A 25,918-nucleotide genomic window follows, 5' to 3' on the forward strand; every position below is an offset into this window, starting at 1 on the left:
TGTCTGTGTAGTCACATTCGGAATGTGATTCAGGACACTAGTCGGGAGAACGTTGCAACCACGTTGCAAACACGGTCACAAGTGGGCTCCGAACCGACGGTCGAGCATGCGCAGGTGTGCGACCGCCTGCGCATGCAGCAGCGAACGACTATCGAGCGTCGACAGGTATTCGACCCAGGAATCGCGGTCCAGGCGCCCGTGGATCGAATTGGTCCAGGACGCCAGCACACGCTGGTCGCCGCAGCGCAGCACCGTGGCCTGCACCCGAGCCCACAAGTCCTCGCGTACCTCGGCGATTCCCGGCGAATCCGAACCCGCGAGCACCGGCCCCTCGTACAGGCGCAAGGCCGATTCCACGTCGCCACGGTCGAGGTGCGCACGCACGTCCGACAGGTCGGACTCCAACGGAGCCAGCAGCCGGTAGGGCCGCGAACCGAGGCGATGGGCCCCGAACACCCTGCGGAGTCTCGACATCTCGGCCCGCACCGTTACCGTGTCGAGTTCGCCTTCGTCGAGTAGCACGCCGAGATGATCGGCCGTCAACCCTTCCGGGTGCTCGGCAAGCAACACCAGGATCTCGGCGTGCCGCCGGGACAACTCGAGCCGCTCCCGGTCGAGGAGCAGCACCGGACGTCCGTGGCCGAGAACCTCGAGCCGAGCCGGACCCGACGCGATCGGCGGCGCCGTGAGCGCTTGCACACGAAGTTCGGCCTCGACGGCAGCGACTGTGGCCCGGACCAGCGCCAGCGCCTCCGGCGTAGCGACGCGGGGACCGCCGGTGATGTCGATGGCTCCGAGGATGAGTCCGGTCACCGGGTCGTGAACTGGGGCAGCGGAGCAACTCCAGTCGTGGACCGCCCGGTTGAAGTGCTCGGCTGCGAAGATCTGCACCCCGTGGTCGAGTTCGAGGGCGGTACCCGGTGCATTGGTCCCTACCCGGTCCTCGCTCCAGTCGGCGCCCTCGACGAAGTTCATGTGCAGCGCGCGGTCCTTCGCGGCGATATCGCCTTCGACCCACAACAGCCGGCCCCGATCGTCACTGATCGCGATCAGCAGCCCCGTGTCGACGACATCGTCCACAAGCAGGCGACGCACCACGGGACGTATGGCCGCGAGCCTGTGTGTTTTGCGGTACCGCTCGAGTTCGATTCCGTCGATCGCTACCGAGTCGTCGGGCCCGTCGGGGCTCACGCCGTTCCCCCGGCTGCGCAGCCACGAGTCGCGTACGACGGACCGGACGGCCGCGTCAGTCCCGGCCGACTCGACGAATGACTGGTGCGCGACAGAGGTCCGCTCGGCGAGCAGGCCGAAGTCCTCGCCTGGCCGCACCGCGATCCACGGATTGGGTGCGGGTTCCCGCATCGTCATCATCACCTCCGTTCGCGTGCCGATCGTCTCGCGCTCGCGAGGCCAGCTCACGAGGCCACTGTAACGCCCGTCACAAGAAGGTGCTGGCACGCAGTGCGACCATGACCGCGGTCGCGTGGGGTCCACGACTGGGGACGGTCGGAAGGATGGACGTGTCTACGACGAACAAACCGTCGACGCCGTGTACTCGGCACCGTTCGTCGACCACCGATTCGTCCTCGTTCACGCCCATCCGGCAACTCCCAGACAGGTGTAGCGACGTGCCGAGGTGATCCGCCAGCCATTGATCCGACAGCTCGATCGGCTCGGGCTCGAGCAGTCGGCTCATCGGCCCGGCATGCATGAGTTCCTCCGCGTGGGACACCGCATCCCGCAGGGTCCGACGGTCGTCGGCCGACTCGAGGTAGCGGTAGGACACCCGCGGAACGTCACCGGGGTCGGCCGACAACAGGCGGATCTCACCACGGCTGTGCGGACGCATCAGTACCACACCGAGGCACGGCTTTCCGGCCCCCGCCCCGGGAATGAGGTCACCGAACGACGCTGTATAGGGCCGCATTTCGATCGCACCAGTGTTGAGTGTCACCTGCAGAGCCGGCGTCCGCCGAGTCCGTGTCACCGGCCTCCTGTAGCGGTACGGCACCACGATCTCGGGATGATCGGTGAACTCTGCGCCGACCTCCGGCAGGTCCGCGACCACCGGTATGCCCAGGGCGGACAGGTGGTCGGCATCTCCGATGCCGGAGAGCATCAGCAGGTGTGGTGTCGCGACGGCACCGGCCGTGAGGACCACCTCCGAGGTACGGATCATCCGTACCTCGGAGGTGGTCGAGACCTCGAGTCCCGTTACCCGCGTGCCCGAGAACAGGACCCGGGTAACGGTCGTGTCGGACCGGACGGTCAGGTTGGGCCGGTCGAGATTGGGGATCAGGTACGCAGATGCCGGCCCCACCCGGACCCCGTCGCGGATGTTCAACGGCACCGGCCCGATGCCCTTCGAACCGGGAGCGTTCTTGTCGGGATCATCAGGATGGCCCGCGGCGTGCGCTACGTCGGCGAACGCGCTGCTGATCGGGTGCCACGCCTCCAGTGGTTCACGCCGAACCGGAATGGGACCGTCCGTCCCGTGCCACTGTCCGGTGAAGTCCCAATCCGTCTCGATCGCCCTGTAGAACGGGAGCACCTGCTCGTACGACCACGACGCCGGCCAGTCGCCGAAATCCTCGACCTGAGCCCGCACGAAGTAGCCTCCGTTGACCGCACCCGATCCGCCGAGTACCCGGCCACGCGCGATCCAGCCGGATCGACCGCTCGTCAACTCCACCGGGTAGGGCCAGGTCCAGCGGCTGTTCGGGCCCACCGGGAGAACACCCGCGTCGTTCAAGTCGGGTGGGAATTCCTCCGGACCACGATGGCCCGGACCGGATTCGACGACAACGACGTTACGCTCGGGATCCTCGCTCAGCCGGCCGGCGAGGACGCTCCCGCACGAGCCTGCGCCCACGACGACCACGTCCGCAGATTCCGGGAAGCCGCCGACCGCCGCCACGGTCAGCTACCGAGGCGGGGCTTGAGCGCTCGCAAATCCCGGGCCTTGATGACGCCTCGCCACAGGCCTGCACCGTAAGCGACGTCGTCGAGGCGCTTGAACATCGTGTGCCGGATCGGCCCGAGCCCTCCGGGCTCCCGATGTGTCGCCCAGTCCACCGCGCCCTCGGTGATCGCGACGGCCACCACCAGGCGCCTGATCCGACGTGAGAACAACACAGCGAGCAAGGTGACGGGCCAGTACGACCGGCACATCGCCGACGCGACCTGCCACGCGCCGCTGCTGAAACCACGTGCGGCGAGGATCGCGGCGATGCGGGTGGGCCGATCGAGGTCGACGAACGTGCGGCGTAGCCGCAGCACGGTGATCAGGAAAGTCACCAGCCCGGAGAGGATCCCGGTTCGGGTGCAGCTCGCGACGGCCAGGACGGACACCAGCGTCCACTTCGACATCGCGATCGGTGGCACCATGCCCTCGTGCCGCGCCGCGAGCTCGGCTGCCCCGGTTCCATAGAACGCCTTGCGGGTGAACCACCTCCCGAAGGAGACGCGATGGTCGTGCGCGACATGGGCGACAGGCTCGTAGCGCAGACGCCAGCCGGCCTCCTGTAGCCGCCAGCACAGGTCGACGTCCTCGGCTACGTGCATCGCCTCGTCGAACCCGCCCGCGTCCGCCAGAACCTCTCGACGCACCAGCATCGCGGCGCTCGGTACGTACGAGACAGCGCCGCCCGAACGGACCGCAGACTCCTTGCGGCCCAGATCGAGCGACGATCGCGCGTGCTCGTACCGAGCGAGCATCGCACCGTCAGGCTCTAGGGCGACGATTCGCGGCGCCACGAGCGCGACCGAGGGATCGCTGAAATGCCCGAGCATGCGTTCGAGCCACCCGGTCTGGGGAACCACGTCCGAGTCCAGGAAAGCAACGAAAGGTGTTTTCGCTGCTTGTAATCCGGTGTTTCGCGCCGCGGCCGGTCCGCGGGAACGGTCGTGCCGCAGCAGTGTCACGTGCGCAGTGCAGCCGGAAACATCCGGCAGCTCGAGCGGACTCGCGGAACCGTCGTCGACGACGACGAGCTCGAGTCCCCGCAGGGTCGGCATCAAGCGCGCGATGCCGTCGACGTTGTCCCGAACCGGCACCACGACAGTCACGTCGCTCGGCGATGGTGTGGTCATGGGCCGCGGGTTCGCCACCCCGGAATCGAGCAGTCGACGCGCGACGACGGCCGTTCTCGAGTCGACGACCTCGAGGTAGCCACCGCCGATCATGTCAACGGCGGCGGGCGCTAGCTTGAGCATGCGCGTAGGCGACCCACCGATCAGAACGCGGCCGCCGGAGTAAGAGCGCACCATGGGGTCGATCCGGATCCCGAACCCGTCGGGCAGTCGAGCATCGCGCATCACACGATGGTAGAGCTGACGGGACAGGCAGGCAGACCTTGTTGGAAAAATTCCGGACACGAGAGGCCAATCACCGCACCCGTCACATCAATCTCCCGTCCGGTCCCGGCGCCCATTCCGAGAGTGCCTTTCGAGCGCGATCGGCGAGCTCGTCGAACAACCGCCGGCCCTCTTCGGCCGAGGCGCCCGTCGGATCGCCCAAGACACCGTTGGCCGTGGCTGCCAGCATGCCGCCCGCCCGTAGAACAGGCATCAGTTCGGAGATCGGGGCCCGGTTGCCGACCTCCGCACGGCCCATCGCGACATCGTCCGGCGAGAGATGCAGCAGTATGGATGTTTCCGTACGCCCGGCGTGCGCGTCGCCGCCGGGCACCGCACACGGGATCCAGGCGACGTCCCGTCCCTCGTATCGCAGCAGTTCGACCGCCTTCGTCAGCGCTGGACCGTTCCCGCCGTGCCCGTTGACGAACACGACACGCCGAGCCCAACGACACGCCGACCGCCCGTACTCGACGAGCAGCAACTCGAGCGCCGCGCTGCCCAGTGAGATCGTGCCTGCGAATCCCTCGTGCTCGCCGCTGGCGCCGTACTCGATGGCGGCCGAGCACGCGACGCCCGGCAGAGCGCCCACCACCGCCGCGGCGATCCGAGTGTCGGTGTCCAGCGGCAGGTGTGGGCCGTGCTGTTCCAGTGAGCCGACAGGGACCGCGACCGTGAGTTCGTCGCGCGGCACGTCCGGCCAGGGAGTGCGGGCAAGCTCCATCGGTCGATGATAGGGCTAGCGGTTTCGGGCGAGCAGCGTGAGGATTTCACTTGTCGTGCCGGTTTCACCCAGTCGCGGGAAGATCCGTTCCACGCTGCTGCGATGTCCCTCGATCGTCGGGTCGGCCATCGCGTCGGTGGCGAGGGTGACGTGGTAGCCGTGCTCGTGCGCGGCTCGGGCCGTGGATTCGACGCCCAGGCTCGTCGCTATTCCGCCCAGCACGATCTGGGTCACGCCGCGGCGACGCAGCTGCAGGTCGAGATCGGTTCCGTAGAACGCACCCCAGTTCCGTTTGGTGACTCGAATGTCGCCGTCGTGCCCGGAGAGTTCGTCGATGACGACGTCCCAGCCCTCGGGTCGGCCAGTCGGCCTGGTTCCGTCCTCCGTCCGTCCCGGGGCCCAATCCGAACCGTCGGGCGCTGCGGTGACGCGGACCAAGACGACCGGAAGGCCGTGCGACCGGAAGGCGTCAGCCAGGGCGACCGAGTTGGAGACCACTTCGGCGGCCGTATAAGGAACGGTTTCCGCCGCCACGATTCCCCGCTGCAGGTCGATAAGGACGAGGGCGGTCGTGGGGTCGAGGGTCGTGACAGCCATGGGGTCCTCCTTCGCCGGTCAGCGAGATCAGCTGCCGGCGTTCGTCGTTCGGATCGGGGCGGCGCTGGACGGGCTTCCGCTCTTCGAGCACGACGAGCGTTGCGGCCATAAGCTGGGGGTCGACCCGTAGGTCCCTGTCCGCGCGGACGGAGGAGTCGGCGAGAGGCTTCTCGCGGGGCATGCCATCAGGCTACTCATTCAGTCCAGGCTGCACAGTTTGCACTGTGTAATCGGGTCCGCTCCGGCGAGTAGAAGTGCGGAGACAACAACGGCCCGCCCTACCGTGCCGGTGGGGCGGGCCGTTGTGGAGCCGGTCAGTCGCCGGTGGCTGCGCCGACGCCGTTGCCGGCAGCTTTGCCGGTGGCGGGTGCCGTCTCGGCGGACAGGCCTTGTCGGGTGCGTTCACCGACGGAGTTGAGGATGCTGGTGATGTCGACGCCCGACGATTCGAGAGTCTCGATCACCCCGGCAATCGTCGACGGGCTGATGCCCAGGATCGACCCGACCGAGCCGTTGACACCGTCGGCACCGCCGATGATCGAAATGCGGTCGATCTCGCCGACAGGCTTGGCTGCCGCCTCGGTGGCCTCGACGAGCGCGGTCAGGATGTCGGGGAGCATCAGCATCTGAGCTGCGGCCGGGGTGTAGGCGTTGAGCGCTTCGGCGACCTTGCGCTTACCGTCGGCCTCGGCCTCGAGGCGGGCACGCAGACCATCGGCTTCGGCCTCCTGCTCGGCCCGCAGAGCGTCGGCCGCGGCCTTGCGTCCAACGGCCTCGGCCGCGAGGCGAGCCTCGAGGCCGTCTGCCTCGGCCTGCTGCTCGGCTCGTACCGCGTTCGCGGCAAGGGTGCGCGCTTCGGCTTGGGCTGCGCCGACCCTCTTCTCGGCCTCGGAGTCGGCCTCCGCCTTGAGAATCGCGGCCTTACGCTGACCCTCGGCGCGGGCGATCGCGGCCTGGCGTTCGGCTTCGGCCGGGGCGATCACGTCGGCCTCGAGCGCGGCCTGGGCCTGCTCGGCGCGGCGGCGCTCAACCTCGATGCCGGCTTCGACGCGGGCTGCCTCTGCCTGCTGGCGGGCGATGACGACGTCCTTCTCGGCCTTCGCCTGGGCGAGGGGGCCGGCCTGGTCGGCGTCGGCGTTCTCGGCTTCGGTCTGTGCACGCAGGCGAGCGAGTTCGACGTCGCGGGCCTGGTTCGCAGTGGCAATCGCGGTGTCGGCTTCGGCGTTGGCGATCGCCCCCTCCTGGCGGGCCTTGGCGGACTGGATCTGCGCGTCGCGTTCGGCATTGGCTGTACCGACGGCAGCGTCACGCTTGACCTCGGCGATGCGCCGCTGACCGAGCGAGTCGAGATATCCGTTGTGGTCGCTGATCCCCGCGATCTTGAGGACGTCTACCTCCATTCCGATGTTCGCGAGGTCACTGCCCGCTTCCTCGACGACACTGCGGGCGAGCGTCTCGCGGTTGGAGTTGAGGTCCTCGACTGTCATCGTCGCGGTGATGCCGCGCAGCGATCCGGCGAGGATGTCATTGATCTGCCACTGAAGCTCTTCGAGATCGGATGTCAGGAAGCGCTGGACTGCGGTCTGGACTGCTTCGTCGGCGGAACCGATGCGAACCAGGCCGACCGCCTCGACGTTGACGGGGACGCCGTCGTTCGAAAGCGCGTTCTGCAAGTCGATCTTCACGTTGAACGGTTCGAGCGACATCTTGTCGACGCGCTCGATGCCCGGAATCTTGAAGCGGGCCCCGCCGCGGACGACCTTCGGGGTGCCGCGACCGGTGAAGACGGCTACCTCGTTCGGCGGCACCTTGATGTAGTTACGGATGTAGATCAACGGCAGTCCGACAAAGACCACCAGGGCGACGATGACAGCGCCCACAAGAACGATCATGTGCTTCCTTAGTTCGGTTGATGCAGTGTCAGTCCTATTGATGCAGTGCCGAATCCGAAGATTCTTCGGGTGGGATGGCGACGACGTGCAGGTGCTTGTCGTCGACGTCGCCAATGTAGACGGCTGCGCCGACCGGCAGGGTGTCCGGTTCCGTCGAGACCGCCTGGCCGCGGACACGGTTTCCCTCAGGGTCCGTGAACACGACCTCGCCCCACTGGCCCGGCGTGATGGCCAGCGTGACGGTGCCGAGCTGGCCGACATAGTGCTGTCGGCTGATGTGCGAGTTGGCCTGCTGGCGCAGCAGCAGTGGCAGAAGAACGCCCCGAGTGAGCGTGACGAGAGCGATCGCGCACGCAGCCGCGGCCAGCACCGCCACGATGGCGTGCGCACCGGCCAGAACCGATACAGCGCCACCGGCGCCGAACCCGAATAGCGCGGTGGCGGCGGTGGTCAAGCTCAGGAGCGGAAGTCCTGTGTCAGTGCCATCCCCCGCGCCCACATCGCCGCCGACCTCGCCGACGACGAGAGTGCCGACGATCCCAACCAGCCCCATCGCGAGGCACGCAAGATAGACGGTGATCACAAGTCCTCCCCTGGCAACGGATTCCGCGTTGACCCTATCTCAATCGCACCGTTGAACGTCCTGGACGCCACCACCCCGGAACGCAGTCCGCAGGTCAACTCCGACGGCCAAACCGTTCAGCGAACGAGTGCGATGCCTATGCTGGGACCGCCTCCTGGGACCTCGACAAGCGGGCTGTTCATCCACGTCTGTGGCGTCATGTCGTAGGTGAAGCTGTCAAAAATCCCGTCCACCGGGCGCAGGTTGACCACAACTGCGGTCCGTACCCGGTTGTATGCGCTTCCACGGACAACGTGGAAGTTGTCCGGCACGATAGCGCCGACGGTGATGAACTTCGTTGTCGGCGAGGACAGGTCGTCAACTTCATTCACTCGCCGGTATTCGGTGGCATAGACCGCGCCCATCTTCGAGGCGTGGGTGACCACGGTTCGACCTACCTCGTAGATTGGAAGTCCCGCGTTGCGAGCGGCGGTGAGAGCGTCGACCGGCAGCATCGCCGATGCCGTGCTACTGCCGTCCGAGGCACTCGTCGCGGCCGCGGCGACCGGTACCAACGCATTCGCGCTCGGCGCGGCGGTTGCCGGCCCCGCTACACCTGCTCCTATCACCACGGAAAGTGCTGTCACAGAGAGCAGTTTCTTGAACCTACGTGTATTCATGATGATCCCCCTACTGTTCTTCGTCAGCCCTGGACCAGATTCAAGATCCAGAGTCGTGACACACCGGCATCGAGCCATGCCGGAACGCGTTGGCTAGTGGATCTTCCGGATCAGGTGGTGGCTACCAGTCAGAGTTCAAGATCGAACCACGGTTCCGGAAGTAGTCGTCATCGTCGCCGTGTTCAGGTGCTGGCCGGCGAGTGGTGGCTGAGCGAGCCGCCTCGTACTCCGCATCGATCCGACGGCGCCCCTCGGCCGCCAGCGCTTCCTTCTCGTCCTCGGTCATCTGTGCCGCTTCGGCGACCGCGGCCTCGGTGTAGGGCCGGAATACCTCGGCGAAGTTCGTCGTCGTCACCACATCGCGCAGGCTCCTGCCGCCGGCCAGAACCTCCAACAGCATTCCGCGCATCGCGGGGTCGGGCGACTTTTCTGCCAGCACCTGAACCGACTTCCTCAACTGAGCAGCAAGCGCCGGATCGTCACGCAAAACACTCATCAGGGGGTCCTGGCTCGACTGCACGTCACACACCCCCGAACTGATAGGCCGAGGACGGAAGCTCCGGCAGTGGCTTGTCCTTGACGGTCGCGAGGTGGCCTGCCACTAGACCGATGGTGGCTTGCGCGCCTGCCCACGCAACGCCCAGCCACTTCTGAATGTTGCCGACGATGTCCCATGCCCTCTTCGCCATCAGCAGCGCCGACGCAAGCAAGCCAGCAGCCGCGGGAGCACCCACCACTGACCCTCCGGTGAGAAGTGCCGCCGCAAACTGAATCCCGGCCACGATCAGGGTGTCGACGAGCATGCCAACGAGGTCCTTGATCGCCTCCGAAGCTTCGTACATGCCCACCGAGGTCTGGTCGAGTTGCTCCGCCATTCCCCGGATCGCGTGGCTTTGACGCCCGACTACCTCGCTCAGCTCCGAGAAGTAACGTTCGGCCTCGGCGGCAGCCTCACCGCTCCACGACTCCAGAGCCGTTTCCTTGGCAGACGAGAGCTGCTTCGCCATAAGGGTATTGAACTCCGCCAAGCCTTCGAGGGATTTGCCCGCGACCTGGAGGGCCTGCCAGTCTCCGGCAAACTGGTCGGACACCATTGCCCATGGGTCGTTCGATCCGACCATTCCGCAGAAGACCATCGCCTCTCCGACCAGGTATGTCGGACTCGTAAACGAGCCGTCCAGCGCGTTCTCGAGGAGATTTGGTACAGGATCTTCGGCAACAGGAACCGTCAGCGCCGAGATGGGCTCGGTCATGAACACCCACTCCCCATTGCGGCAATCCCATCTGTGTTAGCTGCTTCTTGCTCGCTGTAACTCGCCGCGGCGGTAGCCAGATTCCGTGCAGAAGCTTCCGTCAAACGCCGCAGGGATTCAAGGTTCGTCACGAGCGCTTCGCGCATCTCGTTCACCTGCGACAGAACCGGCAGGAAGATCACCCCCACATCGGATGCGTCGATCGACAGCCAGTGGTCCACATGATCGGCAGCGTTGACGCATTGGGCGGACAATTCCCTCGTCCGACTCGAAAACTTCCCCAGCTCTTCAGGATCTACTTCGAAGATCATTTCGCCCCCTCCTCGATGATCCGGATGAAGTTACCAGTCCGGCCATGTGGCGGGCATGGCACCTCTCCTATCCCGACTTGCCGAAGCTATAGTCGATGTCACACCATCAATGGCGTGCCCGCACCGTCCGTCTCATTCCCACTGCGCCACATCACCACTCCCAACCCCACCGACCTCCAACGCAAGCACTGGCGGGAACTCGATGCCGAACTACCGTCGGTCTGCGTGCTGCACGGCGCGCGCGGGACATGGACATTCAAGGCTCGCTTGTCTTCGATTCCGCACGTTCCCTTCGATGATCTGTCCTGGCCACGCAAGATCCTTTACGATCGACGACTCTTCGCCCGGCTCGAGCGCCGCGAAGAAAGACGCTCTCGCAGGATCTGGGTGAAGAAGATTCGATGGCCCGCATGTCCGTCGTGTCGGCGGTATTCGCTCGAGGCGACGGACCGTGAGTCTCGCGTTGGTGGCCCTCGCCACCTACCTGATCACAGGACCGATGTCGCCGCTGACCGAGTGGATGTCGGAGGGTCTCAGGCTGCTCCTTCTCATCCCCGGACTAGTGCTCGTCCCCGTGGCAGCCAAGAGCGTACCCACGACCCGAGAGCTCACTAGAGCCGAGATTCCCGAGGACGCGACCGAGCTGGTAGTCCGAGACCCGCATCCCGAATTCGCGCGTGAGGCACTTGCGTTGGGAGCAAGACAGCTGTCGGAGATGGTGACTCCCGTTGGGTGGTGGAAGCGGCGGGAGGCGTTGTAACTGACGCACAGGCTCGCGATCGGCGCAGACCGACAAGCAGTGTGGCGTCTCTCCTCTCCCCGCCGGTTACCGGACTTGTCGAGGTGACCGGCGATGCCGGACCATCAACGGCATGCCCGAACCGTCCGTCTCATTCCCACTGCGTCACATCACCACTCCCAACCCCTCCGACCTCCAACGCAAGCACTGGCGGGAACTCGATGCCGAACTACCGTCGGTCTGCGTGCTGCACGGCGCGCGCGGGACATGGAAGTTCAGGGCTTACCTGTCCTCGCTGCCCTACTTTCCCTACGACGATCTGTCATGGCCACGCAAGATCCTCCACGATTTCCTCCGGCCCGTTAAGGCGCGGAGGCGGTACCGCTCACGACGCTCTCTGACGATCTATGTGAAGACGCGGTGGGCGGCGTGTCCGTCGTGCCGGCAATATCGCTCGAAGCGACGGGCCCTGAGCCTCGCGTTGACCGCCCCCGCCGCTCTCGTCCTCATCAGCCCCCTCTTGCCACTGACCGATTCGATGCCGGAGGGCTCTCAGCCGTTGCTGGTCTTCCCGGGACTTGTACTGGCTATCACTGCAGCCAAGAGCGTGTCCACCATCTGGGAGCTCACTCGAGCCGAAATTCCCGTGGACGGGACCGAACTCGTGGTTCGAAACCCACATCCCGAATTCGCCCGTGAGGCGCTTGCACTGGGGGCAAGACAACTGCCAGAGATGGTGACTCCCGTGGGGTGGTGGAAAAGGCGCGAGCCGTTGTGACCTATGCGCAGTGCGCAAGGCACCCCCCTGGCCCAACTTGCCGGGGTGACTGCCAATGTCACACCATCAAGGCGTGCCCAAGCCGTCCGTCTCATTCCGACTGCGCCACGCCATTGTCCCCAACCCTACCGAGCGCCAACGAAAGCAGCTGCGCGAACTCGCTCCGATCTCACCACTGATGGAGTGGATGCCGGAGGGCCCTCGGTCGCTACTCCTCATCGTCGGTATCGCATTGGCGATACCGACAGTCAAGAGCCTTGGCTCCCGATGGGAGCTCACGCGAGCTATCGTTCCCGAGGACGGCTCCGAATTGGTAGTCCGAAACCCGCATCCCGAATTCGCCCGCGAAGCGGTTGCACTGGGTGCAAGGCAGCTGTCGGACCGGGTGAATCCTGTGGGTTGGTGGAAGAGACGTGAGGCGATGTAATAGCCTGCCGATATTGGTCGTGACACCCCGGATGGATGTAGATCCTCGCGGGGTGAAGAAGTGAACGCCTTCTGCGCCAGCCCTACAGCGACAGCGCGACTCGCTCGCCCTCGATGACGGCGGAGTGCGCACGGCGAGGCGCCAGCACGTCCCCCACACGATGTATTTCGATACCGCTGTCGGCCAGTTCTTTCCACAATTCGTCCTCCGGCCGTTGATGCGTGGAGGACACCACCCAGTCGGTGATGAGCCGCGTGGCCCGGTCGGTGGGATGGTGCCGGAGGGTTACGGCGAGCCTGCTCCCGTCGACCGCCTCGCAAGCCGTCGGCACTAGCTCGGTCAGCTGGGTGATCCGCTTGCGGTGTGCCCGGCGGTTCCAGTCCTCGAGGTCCAGGGTGATGCCGAGATCCTGCCCGACGATCATCCCCGGCGTGCAGATGGTGACCTCGCACCCGGCGTCGGCGGCGTACTCCGCGACGGACGTTCCCTGATGAAAGCCCAGTTCGTCGACCACCAACACCGTCCCCAACGGATGCGCACGACCTTCCAGAACGTCGCGGACGTCCACCACCCGATCCACCCCGCCTGCCCAACTCGGACGCTGCGGACGCGCCCCGGTCGCAAGCACGACGACGTCGGGACGGCTCTCCGCGACGAGGTCGGCGGTCACCTCGGTACCGGTCCGCAGGTCAACCCCGAGTCGACGGCACTCAGCTTCCAGGTCCAGCACCAGGTCGAGTAGCTCACGCCGGCCCGGTACGACCGCCGCCGTCCGGATCTGCCCACCGACCACGCTCGCGCGCTCGAACAGAGTCACGTGGTGACCACGGCGCGCTGCGGTCGCGGCGGCCTTCAGTCCGGCGGGTCCGCCGCCGATCACGTGCACGCGCCTGCCGGGCATCGTAGGTTCGGGCAGGGTGGTCGACTCCTTTCCCGCGCGGGGGTTCACAACGCAGCCGAGCCACCGTCCGAGTCCCATCCGGCCGACACATTCCTGGTTGCACGCCAGACATCTTCGGGTCTCGGTGTCCTCGCCGGCCAGGGCTTTCGCGGCGAAGTCCGGATCCGCAATCTGCCCGCGCACCACCCCGATCAGGTCGCAGTGTCCCTCGGCAAGCGCGCGCTCGGCCTGCCACGGTTCCTTGAATCGGCCGACGCCCACGACCGGAAGGGAAACCCGTTGCCGGATGGCATTCGGAATGAAGAGCGCATAGCCGGAGGGCACCGCCATGGACGCCTCGATCATATGGAGGGTCTCGGTGGCCATCCCGATGGACGTGTTGAGGTAGTCGACCCGGCCGTCGGCCTCGATCAGTGCGGCGACTTCCACTGCCTCGTCGAGTCGCACCCCGCCGTCGAACAGGTCCTCGCCGGCGAGTCTGACTCCGAGTGCGTGTTCCGGGCCGATCGCTTCACGCACGGCCGCGACAACCTCGAGAAGGAACCGAGCGCGGTTGGGGAGCGATCCGCCGTATCCGTCGGTTCGCAGATTCGTGGCGGGGGCGAGGAAGCTGCGCACCAATGAGGAGTGGGAACACTGCAGTTCGATTCCGTCGAACCCGCCTCGCACACAGTGCTCGGCAACCAGTGCGTACCCCTCGACAAGGGTGCGGATCTCCCGCTGATCGAGCGCCTTGGGAACTTCACGGAACAGAGGGTCCGGGACTGCACTCGGCGCCCACAGCGGACGCCGGGAGTACATGCTCGAACCCTGACCGCCATTATGGTTGATCTGTGCCAGGATCGGGACGCCGTGCTCGTGGACCGCGTCGGTGGTCAGGCGATACCCCCGGACCACCTCGGGCCTGTACCCGGCAATGACCTTCTCGTACGGCCAGTCACCGGGGTGGGTGGCGTGCTCCTCCGAGATGATCAGTCCCGCCCCGCCCTTCGCGCGCGCGGCGTAGTAGGCGGCATGTTGGGCCGTTGGCTTTCCACCGACGGCGTACCCGGTGAGGTGCGCGGAGAAAACCACCCGGTTGCGAAGGGTCAGGGGTCCCAGTCGGAGCGGGCTGAACAGGTGTGGGTATGCGGCACTCACACCTTCGTATTGCCCATGTCCAGGGCGACCTGGCTTCCGGTCACCGTCCGGGAGCCGTCGCCTGCCAGCCACAGCACCGCCTCGGCGATGTCCTCGGTGTCCGCGAGCGGGTTGTCCGTGAGGATCGTTCCGAAACTCGACAGGTAGTGCGGGTGCTTCTCGAGGAGCACGAGGCTTCCGGCGTCGGTTCCCATCGCCGTCTTCACCCCATACGGATGGATGGAGTTGACCCGGATATTGAACTCTCCCAGTTCCTTCGCCGCCGCCTGCGTGAGACCGACGAGCCCGAACTTGGAGGCGGCATAGTTTGCCTGCCCCGGCAGCGGCTTGATGCCGGCCACCGAGCTGACCACGATGATCGAGCCGCCGCGGCCGCCCTCGATCATTGCCGGGACCGCGGCCTTGAGGGTCTTCCACGTACCCGTCAGATTGACGTCGATCAGCGTCTCCCACTGCTCGTCGGGCATCTCCCAGAAGCGGTTCCAATTGCAGATGCCCGCGTTCGCCACCACGATGTCGAGTCGACCGAACTGCTCGACGCCGCGAGCGACCACCGCCGACAGCTGGGCGCTGTCGCGGACGTCGGCCTGCTCGGCGAGGATCTTGCCGCCCTCCGCTTCCACCAGGCGCGCCGTCTCGGCAAGGTCGTCCATCGTGGCCGGTTCATAGGTGTTGTGCTCCGAAACCGGACCGCAGATGTCTACCGCGATGATCGACGCGCCCTCGCGCGCGAGCCGCACCGCGTGAGTCCGTCCCTGACCGCGAGCGGCCCCGGTGACGAACGCTACCTTGCCATCGAACTGACCCATGGATATTCCTATCTCTCGGTGACCATCGTGAATCGATTGTGGACTAGGGAATCCGAACCGAGGCCGGGCGCGGCGAGCGCCGCCGCACGCCCTTCTCGAATCGCCTCGAGTATCGTGCGGGGCGCCACACAGTCGCCGACCCGCATCGCAGTGCGCCGGGATGTGCGCAGGCGTTCGTCGGGCAGGCGGTGAGAGCAGTCGATGAGAACAGCGCACGGCACCGTCGACTCCTCACCGGTGTACCGGCTGCGGACCCGAAGAGTGCCGGACCCTCCCGAGACGATGCGACTGGTGAGGTAGCGCGTCACGCCTGCTCGGTGCAGACGGGCGCTCGCGTCGGCGAGGTCTCCCGTCATGCCGAGTCGCGATCCGGTGACGGTGTCCGGTGTCAGGATCGCGACCTCGCTCCGGTCCGCTGCAAGCCACTCGGCGAGTGCGACGGCCACGGGACCTCCGACGGGGTCGTACAGGACGATCGGGCCCTGTTCGAGCACTGCGCCGGCCAGCACGGCGGCCGCGTCGTGACACTGGATGTCCGCGTGGACCGGGAAGGGCAATGGCCTCGGCATACTGCCGGTGGCGAGAACGACGGGAATCCCGTCACGTTCCCAGCCGTCGAGATCGGATTCGGACACCGGCGATTGTGTCCGGAATTCGACTCCCCTGGAGCGGCATTCGTCTTCCAGCCAGTCGGTCAGCGCGACCAGGTGGGGAGCGTCCGCCGACACGGTTCGCACCATCCCCCCTGCACGCGGCCCGGCCTCCACGGCGGTGACCCGGGCGCCGCGGCCTGCGAGTACCCGGGCGGCCTCCAGCCCGGCCGGGCCGGTGCCGACGACCACGGCCGGCCCACGTAGGGGCTCCGCATCCGCTTCCGGCGGATCCACCGACTCGTACCCCGCCGCGGGATTCCCGATGCACGTGACGACGGGGTTGCGGGGGTCGCGCACGAGGCACGCCTGATTGCACCGCACGCAGGGGCGTGGTCTGCGCCCTGCACGTCGGGCACTCACGAGATCCGGGTCCGCGATCTGCGCGCGGGTCATCTCCACCGCGTCCGCGACTCCCGCGTCGAGGGCGTGCTGGGCCTCGACAGGGTCGACGACGCTGCCCTGCAACACCACTGGGACAACGCCGGCGACTGCCGCCCGGACGGCCCGGCACAGCTCGGTGTTGAAGGCGGGCGGTGCGTGGAAGTCGGGGCGGTAAGCGCTCGTCGACATCGTCCCGCCGCGTACGACGACGAGAAGGTCGAGTTCGGGGGCCAGAGCCCGTGCCTGGTCCGCACCCTGGGCGGGTGTTACCCCCGCCCAGGGTGCCTGCTCGTCACAGCTGAGCCGGAGCGCGAGGACACGGCCGGGACCGAGTTCGGCCCGGACCGCCGCGAGGACCTCGCGGGTCAGGCGGAGCGGGTCGGCCCCGTACTCGTCGTCCCGTAGGTTCGTCAGCCCGGAGTGGAACTGCCGGAGCAGGCTCGACGGTCCGGCGTCGAGTTCGACGCCGTCGCAACCCGCTTCGACGACGGCAGCAGTAGCGGATCGAAATCCGGCTACGAGCGCAGCAATCTCGGTGCGCTCCATCTCCATCGGCATTTCCCGGGTGACCACGTCCGGAACCCACGACGGACCCCACAGCACGGACTGCGAGTAGGCGCTGGACCCCTGCAGCCCGGTGTGCCCGAGTCCGGCGAGCACCAAGGTCCCATGTGGCCGGCACGCCGCGACAACGTCTCGCCATCCGTCGGCGCATTCGTCGGCGGACGGCGCGCGCTCGTACGGCCAGTCGCTCGGGTGGACCGAGGCCGTCTCGGTGACGATCACCCCGGTGCCGCCGCGGGCCCGGCGCGCGTAGTACGCGACATGCCGCGGCGAGAGCGCGCGGCCGTCACCGAGGTTGGTCTCGTGCGGACCGAACATCACCCGGGACGGCGCGGTGCGCCCGGCCAGGGTGAGCTGCTCGGTCAGCGTGTCGGACACGGCGTCTCGTTCAGCGCGGGTTCTTATTCCACGCCCAGGTCCCGGCGGAATCCGTCGGGGATCACCAGGTCCTTGGGGCTCAGGTCGTGAACGGACTTGTGTCCCAGGCCAAGAATCGCCGAATCGATTCCTCCGCGCAGGATGTCGAGGACGTTCTCGACGCCTGCCTGGCCGTTCGCGGACAGACCCCACAGGTACGCGCGACCGATCATCACTGCCTTGGCGCCGAGCGCAAGTGCCTTGACGACGTCGCTGCCGCGGCGGATTCCGCCGTCGAGCAGGATCTCCACCTGATCGCCGACGGCCTCGGCAATGGCTGGTAGCGCACGGATCGGCGCCGGGGTCCCGTCGAGGTTGTTGCCGCCGTGGTTCGACACCGAGATCGCCGAGACTCCGGCGTCCACGGCACGCTTGGCGTCGTCGACGCGCATGACGCCCTTGAGCATGAACGGTCCGTCCCACTGTTCACGCAGCCATGCGACGTCCTCCCACGTCGGCAGCGGGGTGCCCATCCACTGTCCGTATGCGCCGAAGAACGTCGGCGCCTTCTCGCCGGGCGCCGCCAGGTTCGGTGTCGTCAGATCCGGGAGCTTCCGGGTCTTGGCGAACTCCCACAACCACTTCGGACGCGTGATGCCTTCGGGGGCGAGCTGGAACATCGCCTTGAGGTCGAGCTTCTCGGGGATCGACGGGCTGCCCCAGTCCCGGCCGTTGGAGAAGGACCAGTCGAGGGTGATGATCAGCCCCGTGGCCCCCGCCTTGCGGGCGCGTTCCATGCGTTGCAGCAACGTGTCCCGGTCCCCCACCCAGTACATCTGGAAGAAGGTCTGCGGATTGGCCGCGGCGACGTCCTCGATGGACTTACTGGCGAACGAACTCAGGCCGATCGCGGTGCCGCGCGCTGCGGCGGCACGCGCCACTGCGATTTCGCCGTCGGGGTGCACGGCTTGCACACCGGTCGGCGAGATCAACACCGGCATCGAGATCGGCTGGCCCATGACGGTGGTCGACAGGTCGCGATCGCCGCACAGGCCCGCCACGTGCGGCGCGAATCCGAGTTCGGCGAAAGCGTCGATGTTGTCATCGACGCTCAGCCCCTTCTCCGATCCTGCGACCAGCGCCGCGTACACCGACTTCGGGAGACGCTTCCTGGCCCGCCGCTGTGCCTCGGCGACCGTTTCGAACCACGCATTCTTGGCCATCTATTACCTCTCGTACAGCTCAGCTGATTGCTCTATTGCATTCCGGCAAGGGGATTCTCGTCGCAGATCTTGGCTGGGGGACGAGTAAGCAGGGTGAGTGGGACCGGCGCACGCGGGGTACGGCGCTGACCGGTGCGCGAGTGGTCCTGACTCGACTTCGGGACGGTGCGCTCGGCCTCGAGCGCCGATGCCCCGTAGCCTTGGACGCACTCGGGGTCCGGGCCGTCCATCGGCAGCCCCGTGAAGAACTTCGCCGCCATGCAGCCGCCGCGGCACGAGTCGTAGTGATCGCACTTGCTGCACGCACCCCCGGTCTGCGGCGACCGCAGATCCCGGAACAGTTCCGAGTGCTGCCACACCCGCTGGAATCCGCCGTCCGCTACGATGTTCCCGGCGAGGAACTGCTCGTGGATGGCGAACGGGCACGCGTAGACGTCACCGATCGGGTCGATCAGGCAGACCACGCGACCGGCGCCGCACAGGTTGAGACCGGGCAGCGCGTCGCCGTAGGCCGACAGGTGGAAGAACGAGTCACCGGTCAGCACTCCTTCGCCGTTGGCGACCAACCAGTCGTAGAGTTCGCGCTGCTGCTCCTGGGTGGGATGCAGGTCGTCCCACACGTCGGCGCCGCGGCCCGACGGACGCAGCCGCGTGATGCGCAGCGTCGCACCGTATTTGTCGGCGAGCGCCTTGAACTCGTCGAGCTGACTGACGTTCTCACGGGTGACGACGACCGAGATCTTGGCGTCCTGGAAGCCCGCCTCGGACAGGTTCTCCAGTGCACGGGTCGCCATCGCGAACGAACCCGGACCGCGCACGGCGTCGTTCACCTCGGCCGTCGCGCCGTCGAGCGAGATCTGGACGTCGACGTAGTCGCTGGCCGCAAGACGCTCGGCGACCTTCTTGTCGATCCGGACGCCGTTGGTCGAGAACTTGACGCCCACCTGGTGGGAGGTTGCGTAGTCGACGAGTTCCCAGAAGTCCGTGCGCACGGTTGGTTCGCCGCCACCGATGTTGACGTAGAAGACCTGCATGCGCTGCAGTTCGTCGATGATCGCCTTGCATTGCTCGGTGGACAGTTCGCGCGGGTCACGTCGTCCCGACGACGACAGGCAGTGCACACACGACAGGTTGCACGCGTAGGTGAGTTCCCACGTGAGGCAGATGGGCGCGTCGAGACCGAGTTCGAACTGGTCGACCAGGCGGCCCACCTTCGGAGGTGTTCCAGGGGCGGGCGGCTCGAGAACTGAGGTCATGGCTGGATCCTCGAATGTGGCTGCATCCTCGAAACAGGCTGCGTCCTCATTCGGAATGTGCCTGGAATTTCAGGGATGTCTGGTTGGGTACAGGATGTGGAGAAGGCTGGTATCAGGACGGCACGATCATGTGCGAGTCGGCCAGGGTCTCGAGGGCACGCAGATACGGTCGGGCCGCGTCCTCCCCGATGCCGTGGGCGTCGAGCGCTGCACGCACGTTCGGGTGCTCGGGCAGGGATTCGACGATCTCGACGATGGTCCGGTTCTTCAGGAACGAGAGCTTGCGCGTTCCGAAGTGGTAGAGCAGCGCCCCGAACGGTTCGGGGCGCAGCGCCACCTGCGGGTGAAGCTTCCACGCCGTGTCGAGAGCGATCGTTTCGAGAGCGAGCGTGCCGGCCGAAGCACTACCGTCGGCGGCTTGTTCGGACACGATCAGTACACGCCGCACATGCCGTCGATGGAAACCTCCTCGACGAGCGACTCTTCGACGAGCGAGTTCTCGTCGGCAGAGACAACACCATCGCGATCGGACATAGATTCCTCCTCCAGATGGGACCCCGAAGACGGAGTCTTCAAATCAGACCCCACGGAGTCTTCAAATCAGACCCCACGGAGTCTTCAAATCAGAGACCCCGAAGACGGAGCCTTCCGACAGACCCCGATCGGAGTCTGCGGCCACAGTGACGTGTTCACTGTGACTCGACTCACCACTGTAATGGCATCGAGTGCACAATAACCAGTGAAGGAGGTCACAGAGGTTGCAACCCCGTAGGAACTCGTCGTCGAAGATCGGACGGAGGCCGACGACCACCCGCGAACGAATCGCCGCGGTGGGTCTCGACCTGTTCGCCGCCCGCGGGTTCGACGACACCAGCGTCGACGACATCGCGGAGGCCGCAGGAATCGCACGTCGAACGTTCTTCCGGTACTTCCCGTCGAAGAACGCGGTTCCGTGGGGCGACTTCGATGCGCACCTGTCGGAGATGCGGGTCATGCTTTCCGAACTGCCGGACGACATACCCGTGCTCGACGGCCTGGTGTCAGCGCTGCTGGCGTTCAACACCTTCCCGCCCGAGGTAGCCGCGGGGCACCGCGAACGCATGCGGCTGATCTTCGTGGTGCCGTCCTTGCAGGCCTACTCGGTGGTGATGTACGAGGGCTGGCGCAGTGTGGTCGCCGAGTACGTGGCACGCCGACTCGGAGTCGAGCCCACCGACCAACTACCGTGCACCGTCGGCTATCTGCTGCTGGGCGTAGCGCTAGCTGCCTACGAAACGTGGCTGACCGACAATTCCTCCGACCTCATCGACCTGCTCACCAAGGGCAGTCGTCTCCTCTACACGAGCTTGTCCGACCTGAACGAACCACAGTTGAACGGGGACGCCCACCATGACTCTTGATTCCCTCGCGCCCTGCGCGCCCGGCCTCTGGTCGCACGAGCACGTCACGGTCGAGCGCGTCCCGAGCGGGCCCATCACGCTCACTCAAACGGGCGACCTTCTGCACGTGCGGCATTCGCTCGGGCCGGAGTCACTGAGCGAGCGGCTGGTGGCTGAGGTGACCGCGTCGATCGGTGGTGCCGGCTTCGGTCAGACCGAGTTCGAGCTCACGATGGTCGGGCTCGTCCGCTCGACCGTGCCGGACGCACTGGAGTCGTGGACGGTCTACTACCGCAACTCGCTCACCGAACTCCTGGACGGCACCGCGGACTTCGCCCCGATTCACGACAAGGCAGCCGAACTTGTGCGCGGCAGTGTCCTCGACCTGGGTTCATGTTTCGGTTTCCTGCCGCTTCGACTCGCCGGCGCGGACGTCCCGGTCACTGCGACCGACATCCTGCCCGGCACGATGACGTTACTCGACGCGGTTGCCCCCACCCTGGGCTTCGAGATCGAGACACTCGTGTGCGACGCCGCGGACGTGCCGGTGCCCGACGACTACGCCGACACCGTCACCGCGGTGCACCTCCTCGAGCATGTCGACCAGGCGGCGGGGACGGCGATGCTTGCCGAAGCGCTGCGGATCGCCCGCGAGCGAGTCGTCGTCGCGGTGCCCTACGAGGACGTTGCCTCGGCCTGCCACGGACATGTGCGCACTTTCGATGCCCAGGCGCTGCACGCGCTCGGCGCCTCGACCGGGCGGCCGTTCGAGGTCTTCGATCATCACGGCGGTTGGCTCGTCCTCGAGGCCTGAGCTCGGCTGCCCTTACCTCGACTGCCCTGTACGCTCCCGGGAACATTCCGGTCGGCAGAAGCTGGAATCGGAGAACTACGATCCCCTGTTGCGCCGCTGCACTGCTATCCTGAAACTAGAACATGTTCTAGAATCATGATTGATCCACGAGAGGACCCGCGTTCGTATGACCACTATCGACGTGCCGCACAGCTCTCGATCCGCGGTGCTCACCGTGTCCGGGGTGATCGAGGAGACTCCCGACGCGCGATCTCTGGTCTTCGACGTCCCCGCGGACCTGAAGAGCAAGTTCGACTACAAGCCCGGCCAGTTCCTGACGCTGCGCATCCCCAGCGACCTGACCGGCTCCGTGGCCCGGTGCTACTCCCTGGCCAGCTCGCCGTTCACCGACGACGCTCCCAAGGTGACGATCAAGCGGACCGTGGACGGCTACGGCTCCAACTGGCTTTGTGACAACATCTCGGTGGGCGACCAGATCGAGGTGCTTCCCCCGTCCGGCGTCTTCACTCCCAAGTCGCTCGACCACGACTTCCTGCTCCTCGGCGCCGGCAGCGGCATCACCCCGGTCATGTCGATCCTCAAGGCGGCGCTGACCGAGGGCAAGGGCAGGGTCGTCCTCTTCTACGCCAACCGTGACGAGAACTCGGTGATCTTCGCCACCGAGCTGCGCGAGCTGGCCGCCAAGTATGCCGACCGCCTGACGATCATCCACTGGGTCGAGTCGGTCCAGGGGCTGCCCACGGCGGCTCAGATCGCAACGCTCGCGGCGCCGTTCACGTCCCACGAGGCGTTCATGTGTGGCCCGGGCCCGTTCATGGACACCGTCCACGAAGCACTGGCGCAGGCCGGCATGCCGCGCACTCGGGTCCACGCAGAGATCTTCAACTCGCTCGCCGGCGACCCCTTCAAGGACGTCGACCTCGAGGAGATCACCGACGAAGAGGCGGCCGACGCCGCGACGGTCGAGGTCGAGCTGGACGGCGAGACGCACAACCTGAGCTGGCCGCGCAAGCAGACGCTCGTCGACGTCATGCTGTCCAAGGGCCTGGACGTGCCCTACTCCTGCCAGGAAGGCGAGTGCGGCTCGTGCGCCTGCACCGTCCTCGAGGGCAAGGTCGAGATGGACCACGCAGGCGTCCTGGATCAGGAAGACATCGACAACGGTTACATCTTGGGCTGCCAGGCAAAGCCAGTCAGCGACCATCTCAAGATCGAGTTCTGACGCTCGGTTCCCGCGCAATTCGGGCCCGACTCCGCGGTCAGGTGAGGTCGGGCCCGTCTGGCGTCCGGGATGGATCGACCTGACGCCGCCCTTGTACGTTCCCAGAGGCGGCAGCACTGACAGGGACCCTGGAAGTCGGCACCGACAGGCGTGTGCCGCCTTTCAGGTCCCGGGCTCGTAAGCGGAGCTGATCAACTCCGGCAAGGGCAAATCCGAGTTCACCCGCCGGAAGGACTATCAGGTCCACGGCAGGCGTCGACTGGGCCCTCGACGACCATATTCAGTTGAGAGACTCGCTTCTACGCCTTACTTTCCGCCGTACCATCTGCGGAATGCCGATGTAAGCCGCGTCGCGACCCGCGCCCACAACGACGTTGCGGACCATGTGTCCGGCGTGGGGAGTCCTGAACTCGATTAAGAAGGGCAAGCACCAAGTCGATGGGGACCACGGACAGCGTGAAGGAGCTTGCCGACGCCCTCGTGGCAGACGGCCGCTACTTCCAGCCGATCGGAGGTTGGGACTCTGCACTCGCCACTTATCACGCCGGCGAGTACCAACTCACGGTCGTTGACGCGTTCGAAGAGGCCGCCGAGAAGGGCCTGCCCATGCAGGAAGAGTTCCAGAGGGCTGCGGTCGACCTGATCATCGATCGGCCCGGTGCTGACGAGATCGACGTCGAGAACCTGACTATCGCGCTCGACCAGATCAGAGCAGCCGACTCGGCTTGACCCACACCCCCAAGGCCCTTTGGGCGCGTTGCGTTCCGGGGCCTTTCGGTCCAGCCCCTTCGTATCTACATCTCCTGTTGTATCCACATCTCCCTCGTCGCCCGGCGAGCTTTAACGTTCCGCCCAGCGTTCAAAGGACGGTCTATGACCTCGACGTGAAATCTGTGTCCTGAACTGCACAAACCCGTGACCGTAGTGCAATTCGGACAGTATTGATCGGGCGGTCAGTCAGCACAAGACTGAGGTCGAGGGCAAATCCTTATCCCTGAGGAGGCGGGTCATGAAGGCATCAACTCGTTGGCAGGACTACGCGGCCGTCATCATCGGCGCCTTCGCAGCACTCTCGCCGCTCTGGCTCGACACCAACGTCGGCGCCAGGTGGTCGCTGATCGTGCTGGGTGTTCTCGTCGCCCTCGTCGGCCTGGCCCGCATGGCCCGGCCCGCAATGGCAACGGCGGACTACGCGATAGGCGTGCTCGGCGTCCTGATGTTCGTGTCTCCGTGGGTCATGGACTTTCACACCACGACCGCGACGGCATGGACGGCTTGGGTCGTCGGCGTACTCACGGTGCTGGTCGCCATCGCCGGGTTGCCCGCGATGAGCGAACGCATGCACGGACGCGGAGGAGTCGCCACGCACTGACCGGAACCTGATACGTCGGTGGGACGGGCGCTCACGCGCTCGCCCCACCGACGTCCGACTGGAGGAGAAGCGCACCATGCACCCACGCAGGCGCAGCGCCAAGATTGACGGGGATGCGCGCGAAGCGATCCTCGACGCGGCTGAGACGCTCATTGCCGCACGCGGCTTCGACGCCACTTCCACCGCTGCAGTCGCAGAGGCAGCGGGAGTACCCAAAGGCCTGATCTTCTACTATTTCCCCACCAAGACCGACATCCTCACGGCGCTGCTCGCCGAACGTCTTCCCACCGAACCACTAGACGACCTCTCCCCCCTCATCGCGCCCGGCGATCCGGCAAGCAGCCTGGTAAACCTCGATGACGCGATCAATCTGCGCGACCACCACTCGTCGGTGATGCGCGTGATCATCTGGCGTGAAGCCGACACCCACCCCGACGTCCGGGACTACCTGCGGCGGTTTCGCTCGTACCTGCAAGACGCGACCATACGGATCCTTCAGGCCAGCTCGGTGTCACCGGTCCAACCGGGGACTCTGCGGGCGTGCGCCAACGCGTGGGTGGCGGCGATGTTCTCTGCCGCCGGCGCCGACCGGATGCGCGACCTCGACGACATCCCCCGTCTGAAACGCGACGAACTCCGCACGGTCGCACAGGTGGTGGCCGCCGGGATGGTCCAGCTGGGTTGACAGCCCGCAGCGGCAGGCACGACGGGACAGCAGATTCAACGGGACGCCAGATTCAGCGGGTCGGGGCCGCGAGCAGCAGCCGTCCGTCGTCGAAGCTCGCGGCGCTGGCAGGCAGCGCACCCCGGTTCCCACTCAGGACGACTTCGACCGTGCCGCTGCCGGTCGAGTCCCGACCGAGCGCGTCGATGCGCCGCAACGTCTGGGCCGCGACGGCCTCGGCGCTGTCGAACAACACGACGTCGTCCCGAAGTTGGGTCGCGATCTCCTCCGCCACCAGCGGGTAGTGGGTACACCCCAGCACTACGCCCGTGACGTCGTCGGGTGTGTGGTCGGCCGCGGCCGTTATCGCCTCACGCGCCCCGTCGAGGTCGCCGCGATCGATCGCGTCGGCGAGGCCGTGACAGGCCACCCCGACGACCGAACTGCCGTTTGCGAACTGCTCGACCAGCTTCGCCTGGTACGCGCTCGCGGTCGTTGCCTCAGTGGCCCAGATCGCGACCGAGTCGCACGCCGCCGCCGCCGGCTTGATCGCCGGGACAGTGCCGATCACGGGAACCTCCGGCCCCAGCTCGGCCCGCACGTGCTCGAGTGCCGTGACGCTCGCGGTGTTGCATGGGAGCACCACGACTCCGGCGCCGCGATCGACCGCCTGGCGGGCGGTGTCGACAACCCTGTCGATCACCCACCCCTCGTCGCGCGGACCCCACGGCGCTCCGTCGGGGTCGAGCGAGAGCATCAGATCGAGATCGGGGCGCAGCCGGCGCAACCATGCAGATGTCGGGAGCAGGCCGAGACCCGAGTCGATGAGCGCAACGATCACCCGACAAATCTAGCCGGTCGGGT

The 25,918-nt window shown here is 66.3% G+C and carries 27 protein-coding genes; 8 read left to right on the top strand and 19 right to left on the bottom strand.

The window, feature by feature from the left end; genetic code table 11:
• Positions 1-75: 75 nt before the first annotated feature.
• The 11 genes from EF834_RS13510 to EF834_RS13560 form a co-directional block, all read right to left on the bottom strand.
• A complete protein-coding gene (locus tag EF834_RS13510; protein WP_408014519.1) occupies positions 76-1,371 on the bottom strand; it encodes a GAF domain-containing protein in 1,296 nt (431 codons plus the stop codon).
• Between the two features lie 67 nt (positions 1,372-1,438).
• Positions 1,439-2,917, bottom strand: coding sequence for a mycofactocin dehydrogenase MftG (gene mftG, locus EF834_RS13515; RefSeq protein ID WP_127947767.1), 1,479 nt, complete (start codon positions 2,915-2,917; stop codon positions 1,439-1,441).
• A 2-nt stretch (positions 2,918-2,919) separates the two neighbouring features.
• Positions 2,920-4,317, bottom strand: a complete 1,398-nt coding sequence (gene mftF, locus EF834_RS13520; protein WP_127947768.1) for a mycofactocin biosynthesis glycosyltransferase MftF — start codon at positions 4,315-4,317, stop codon at positions 2,920-2,922.
• 82 nt (positions 4,318-4,399) lie between these two features.
• The gene (gene mftE / locus EF834_RS13525; protein WP_127947769.1) at positions 4,400-5,080 is read right to left on the bottom strand and encodes a mycofactocin biosynthesis peptidyl-dipeptidase MftE; all 681 of its coding nucleotides are present in this window, start codon (positions 5,078-5,080) and stop codon (positions 4,400-4,402) included.
• 15 nt (positions 5,081-5,095) lie between these two features.
• A complete protein-coding gene (locus EF834_RS13530; RefSeq protein WP_127947770.1) occupies positions 5,096-5,677 on the bottom strand; it encodes a hydrolase in 582 nt (193 codons plus the stop codon).
• 314 nt (positions 5,678-5,991) lie between these two features.
• Positions 5,992-7,569, bottom strand: coding sequence for an SPFH domain-containing protein (locus EF834_RS13535; protein ID WP_127947771.1), 1,578 nt, complete (start codon positions 7,567-7,569; stop codon positions 5,992-5,994).
• Between the two features lie 34 nt (positions 7,570-7,603).
• Positions 7,604-8,152 carry a hypothetical protein gene (locus EF834_RS13540; RefSeq protein WP_127947772.1) on the bottom strand — a complete coding sequence of 183 codons (549 nt, stop codon included), beginning with the start codon at positions 8,150-8,152 and terminating at the stop codon, positions 7,604-7,606.
• Between the two features lie 116 nt (positions 8,153-8,268).
• Entirely contained in the window at positions 8,269-8,811 is a 543-nt protein-coding gene (locus EF834_RS13545; protein WP_127947773.1) for a hypothetical protein, read from the bottom strand.
• 121 nt (positions 8,812-8,932) lie between these two features.
• Positions 8,933-9,307 (bottom strand): hypothetical protein, encoded by a 375-nt coding sequence (locus tag EF834_RS13550; protein ID WP_127947774.1) that lies wholly within the window; start codon positions 9,305-9,307, stop codon positions 8,933-8,935.
• 25 nt (positions 9,308-9,332) lie between these two features.
• Positions 9,333-10,064 (bottom strand): hypothetical protein, encoded by a 732-nt coding sequence (locus tag EF834_RS13555; protein ID WP_127947775.1) that lies wholly within the window; start codon positions 10,062-10,064, stop codon positions 9,333-9,335.
• The gene (locus EF834_RS13560) at positions 10,061-10,375 is read right to left on the bottom strand and encodes a type VII secretion target (protein WP_127947776.1); all 315 of its coding nucleotides are present in this window, start codon (positions 10,373-10,375) and stop codon (positions 10,061-10,063) included. Before EF834_RS13560 ends, EF834_RS13555 begins: the two co-directional genes overlap by 4 nt.
• A gap of 451 nt (positions 10,376-10,826) precedes the next feature.
• Here EF834_RS13560 and EF834_RS13565 point away from each other — a divergent pair, with 451 nt between their 5' ends.
• Positions 10,827-11,135, top strand: a complete 309-nt coding sequence (locus EF834_RS13565; RefSeq protein WP_127947777.1) for a hypothetical protein — start codon at positions 10,827-10,829, stop codon at positions 11,133-11,135.
• A gap of 112 nt (positions 11,136-11,247) precedes the next feature.
• Entirely contained in the window at positions 11,248-11,892 is a 645-nt protein-coding gene (locus EF834_RS13570) for a hypothetical protein (RefSeq protein WP_127947778.1), read from the top strand.
• A gap of 509 nt (positions 11,893-12,401) precedes the next feature.
• Here the strand turns inward: EF834_RS13570 and EF834_RS13575 are convergent.
• From EF834_RS13575 to mftA, 7 genes are all read right to left on the bottom strand, one after another.
• Complete coding sequence (locus tag EF834_RS13575; RefSeq protein ID WP_127947779.1) at positions 12,402-14,360, bottom strand: mycofactocin system FadH/OYE family oxidoreductase 2; 1,959 nt, start codon at positions 14,358-14,360, stop codon at positions 12,402-12,404.
• Complete coding sequence (locus tag EF834_RS13580) at positions 14,357-15,169, bottom strand: mycofactocin-coupled SDR family oxidoreductase (protein ID WP_127947780.1); 813 nt, start codon at positions 15,167-15,169, stop codon at positions 14,357-14,359. The genes EF834_RS13575 and EF834_RS13580 overlap by 4 nt, the downstream gene beginning before the upstream one ends.
• A gap of 8 nt (positions 15,170-15,177) precedes the next feature.
• On the bottom strand, positions 15,178-17,145 hold the full coding sequence (locus EF834_RS13585; protein ID WP_127947781.1) for a mycofactocin system FadH/OYE family oxidoreductase 1: 1,968 nt from the start codon (positions 17,143-17,145) through the stop codon (positions 15,178-15,180).
• A 23-nt stretch (positions 17,146-17,168) separates the two neighbouring features.
• Entirely contained in the window at positions 17,169-18,347 is a 1,179-nt protein-coding gene (gene mftD / locus EF834_RS13590) for a pre-mycofactocin synthase MftD (protein WP_127947782.1), read from the bottom strand.
• Between the two features lie 32 nt (positions 18,348-18,379).
• The gene (gene mftC, locus EF834_RS13595) at positions 18,380-19,603 is read right to left on the bottom strand and encodes a mycofactocin radical SAM maturase (RefSeq protein ID WP_127947783.1); all 1,224 of its coding nucleotides are present in this window, start codon (positions 19,601-19,603) and stop codon (positions 18,380-18,382) included.
• A 112-nt stretch (positions 19,604-19,715) separates the two neighbouring features.
• Positions 19,716-19,976: a mycofactocin biosynthesis chaperone MftB gene (mftB, locus tag EF834_RS13600; RefSeq protein ID WP_127948111.1), complete on the bottom strand. Its 261-nt coding sequence runs from the start codon at positions 19,974-19,976 to the stop codon at positions 19,716-19,718.
• A 59-nt stretch (positions 19,977-20,035) separates the two neighbouring features.
• Positions 20,036-20,137, bottom strand: coding sequence for a mycofactocin precursor MftA (gene mftA, locus EF834_RS13605; RefSeq protein WP_127947784.1), 102 nt, complete (start codon positions 20,135-20,137; stop codon positions 20,036-20,038).
• 224 nt (positions 20,138-20,361) lie between these two features.
• Between mftA and mftR the strand changes: the two genes are divergently transcribed.
• The 6 genes from mftR to EF834_RS13635 all read left to right on the top strand — a co-directional run bounded on the left by mftR (position 20,362) and on the right by EF834_RS13635 (position 25,075).
• Positions 20,362-21,003: a mycofactocin system transcriptional regulator gene (gene mftR, locus EF834_RS13610; protein ID WP_127947785.1), complete on the top strand. Its 642-nt coding sequence runs from the start codon at positions 20,362-20,364 to the stop codon at positions 21,001-21,003.
• A complete protein-coding gene (mftM, locus tag EF834_RS13615) occupies positions 20,993-21,796 on the top strand; it encodes a mycofactocin oligosaccharide methyltransferase MftM (RefSeq protein WP_127947786.1) in 804 nt (267 codons plus the stop codon). Before mftR ends, mftM begins: the two co-directional genes overlap by 11 nt.
• A gap of 166 nt (positions 21,797-21,962) precedes the next feature.
• A complete protein-coding gene (locus EF834_RS13620) occupies positions 21,963-23,018 on the top strand; it encodes a ferredoxin--NADP reductase (protein WP_127947787.1) in 1,056 nt (351 codons plus the stop codon).
• A gap of 438 nt (positions 23,019-23,456) precedes the next feature.
• Complete coding sequence (locus EF834_RS13625) at positions 23,457-23,747, top strand: hypothetical protein (protein ID WP_127947788.1); 291 nt, start codon at positions 23,457-23,459, stop codon at positions 23,745-23,747.
• A gap of 280 nt (positions 23,748-24,027) precedes the next feature.
• Entirely contained in the window at positions 24,028-24,390 is a 363-nt protein-coding gene (locus EF834_RS13630; RefSeq protein WP_127947789.1) for an SPW repeat domain-containing protein, read from the top strand.
• Positions 24,391-24,466: 76 nt separating this feature from the next.
• On the top strand, positions 24,467-25,075 hold the full coding sequence (locus EF834_RS13635) for a TetR/AcrR family transcriptional regulator (RefSeq protein ID WP_127947790.1): 609 nt from the start codon (positions 24,467-24,469) through the stop codon (positions 25,073-25,075).
• A gap of 52 nt (positions 25,076-25,127) precedes the next feature.
• On the opposite strand, the gene EF834_RS13640 is transcribed toward EF834_RS13635, so the two are convergent.
• Positions 25,128-25,895: a glutamate racemase gene (locus EF834_RS13640; protein WP_127947791.1), complete on the bottom strand. Its 768-nt coding sequence runs from the start codon at positions 25,893-25,895 to the stop codon at positions 25,128-25,130.
• Positions 25,896-25,918 lie beyond the last annotated feature (23 nt).

The sequence above is a fragment of the Rhodococcus spongiicola genome, from assembly GCF_004011835.1.
Lineage (GTDB): Bacteria > Actinomycetota > Actinomycetes > Mycobacteriales > Mycobacteriaceae > Prescottella > Prescottella spongiicola.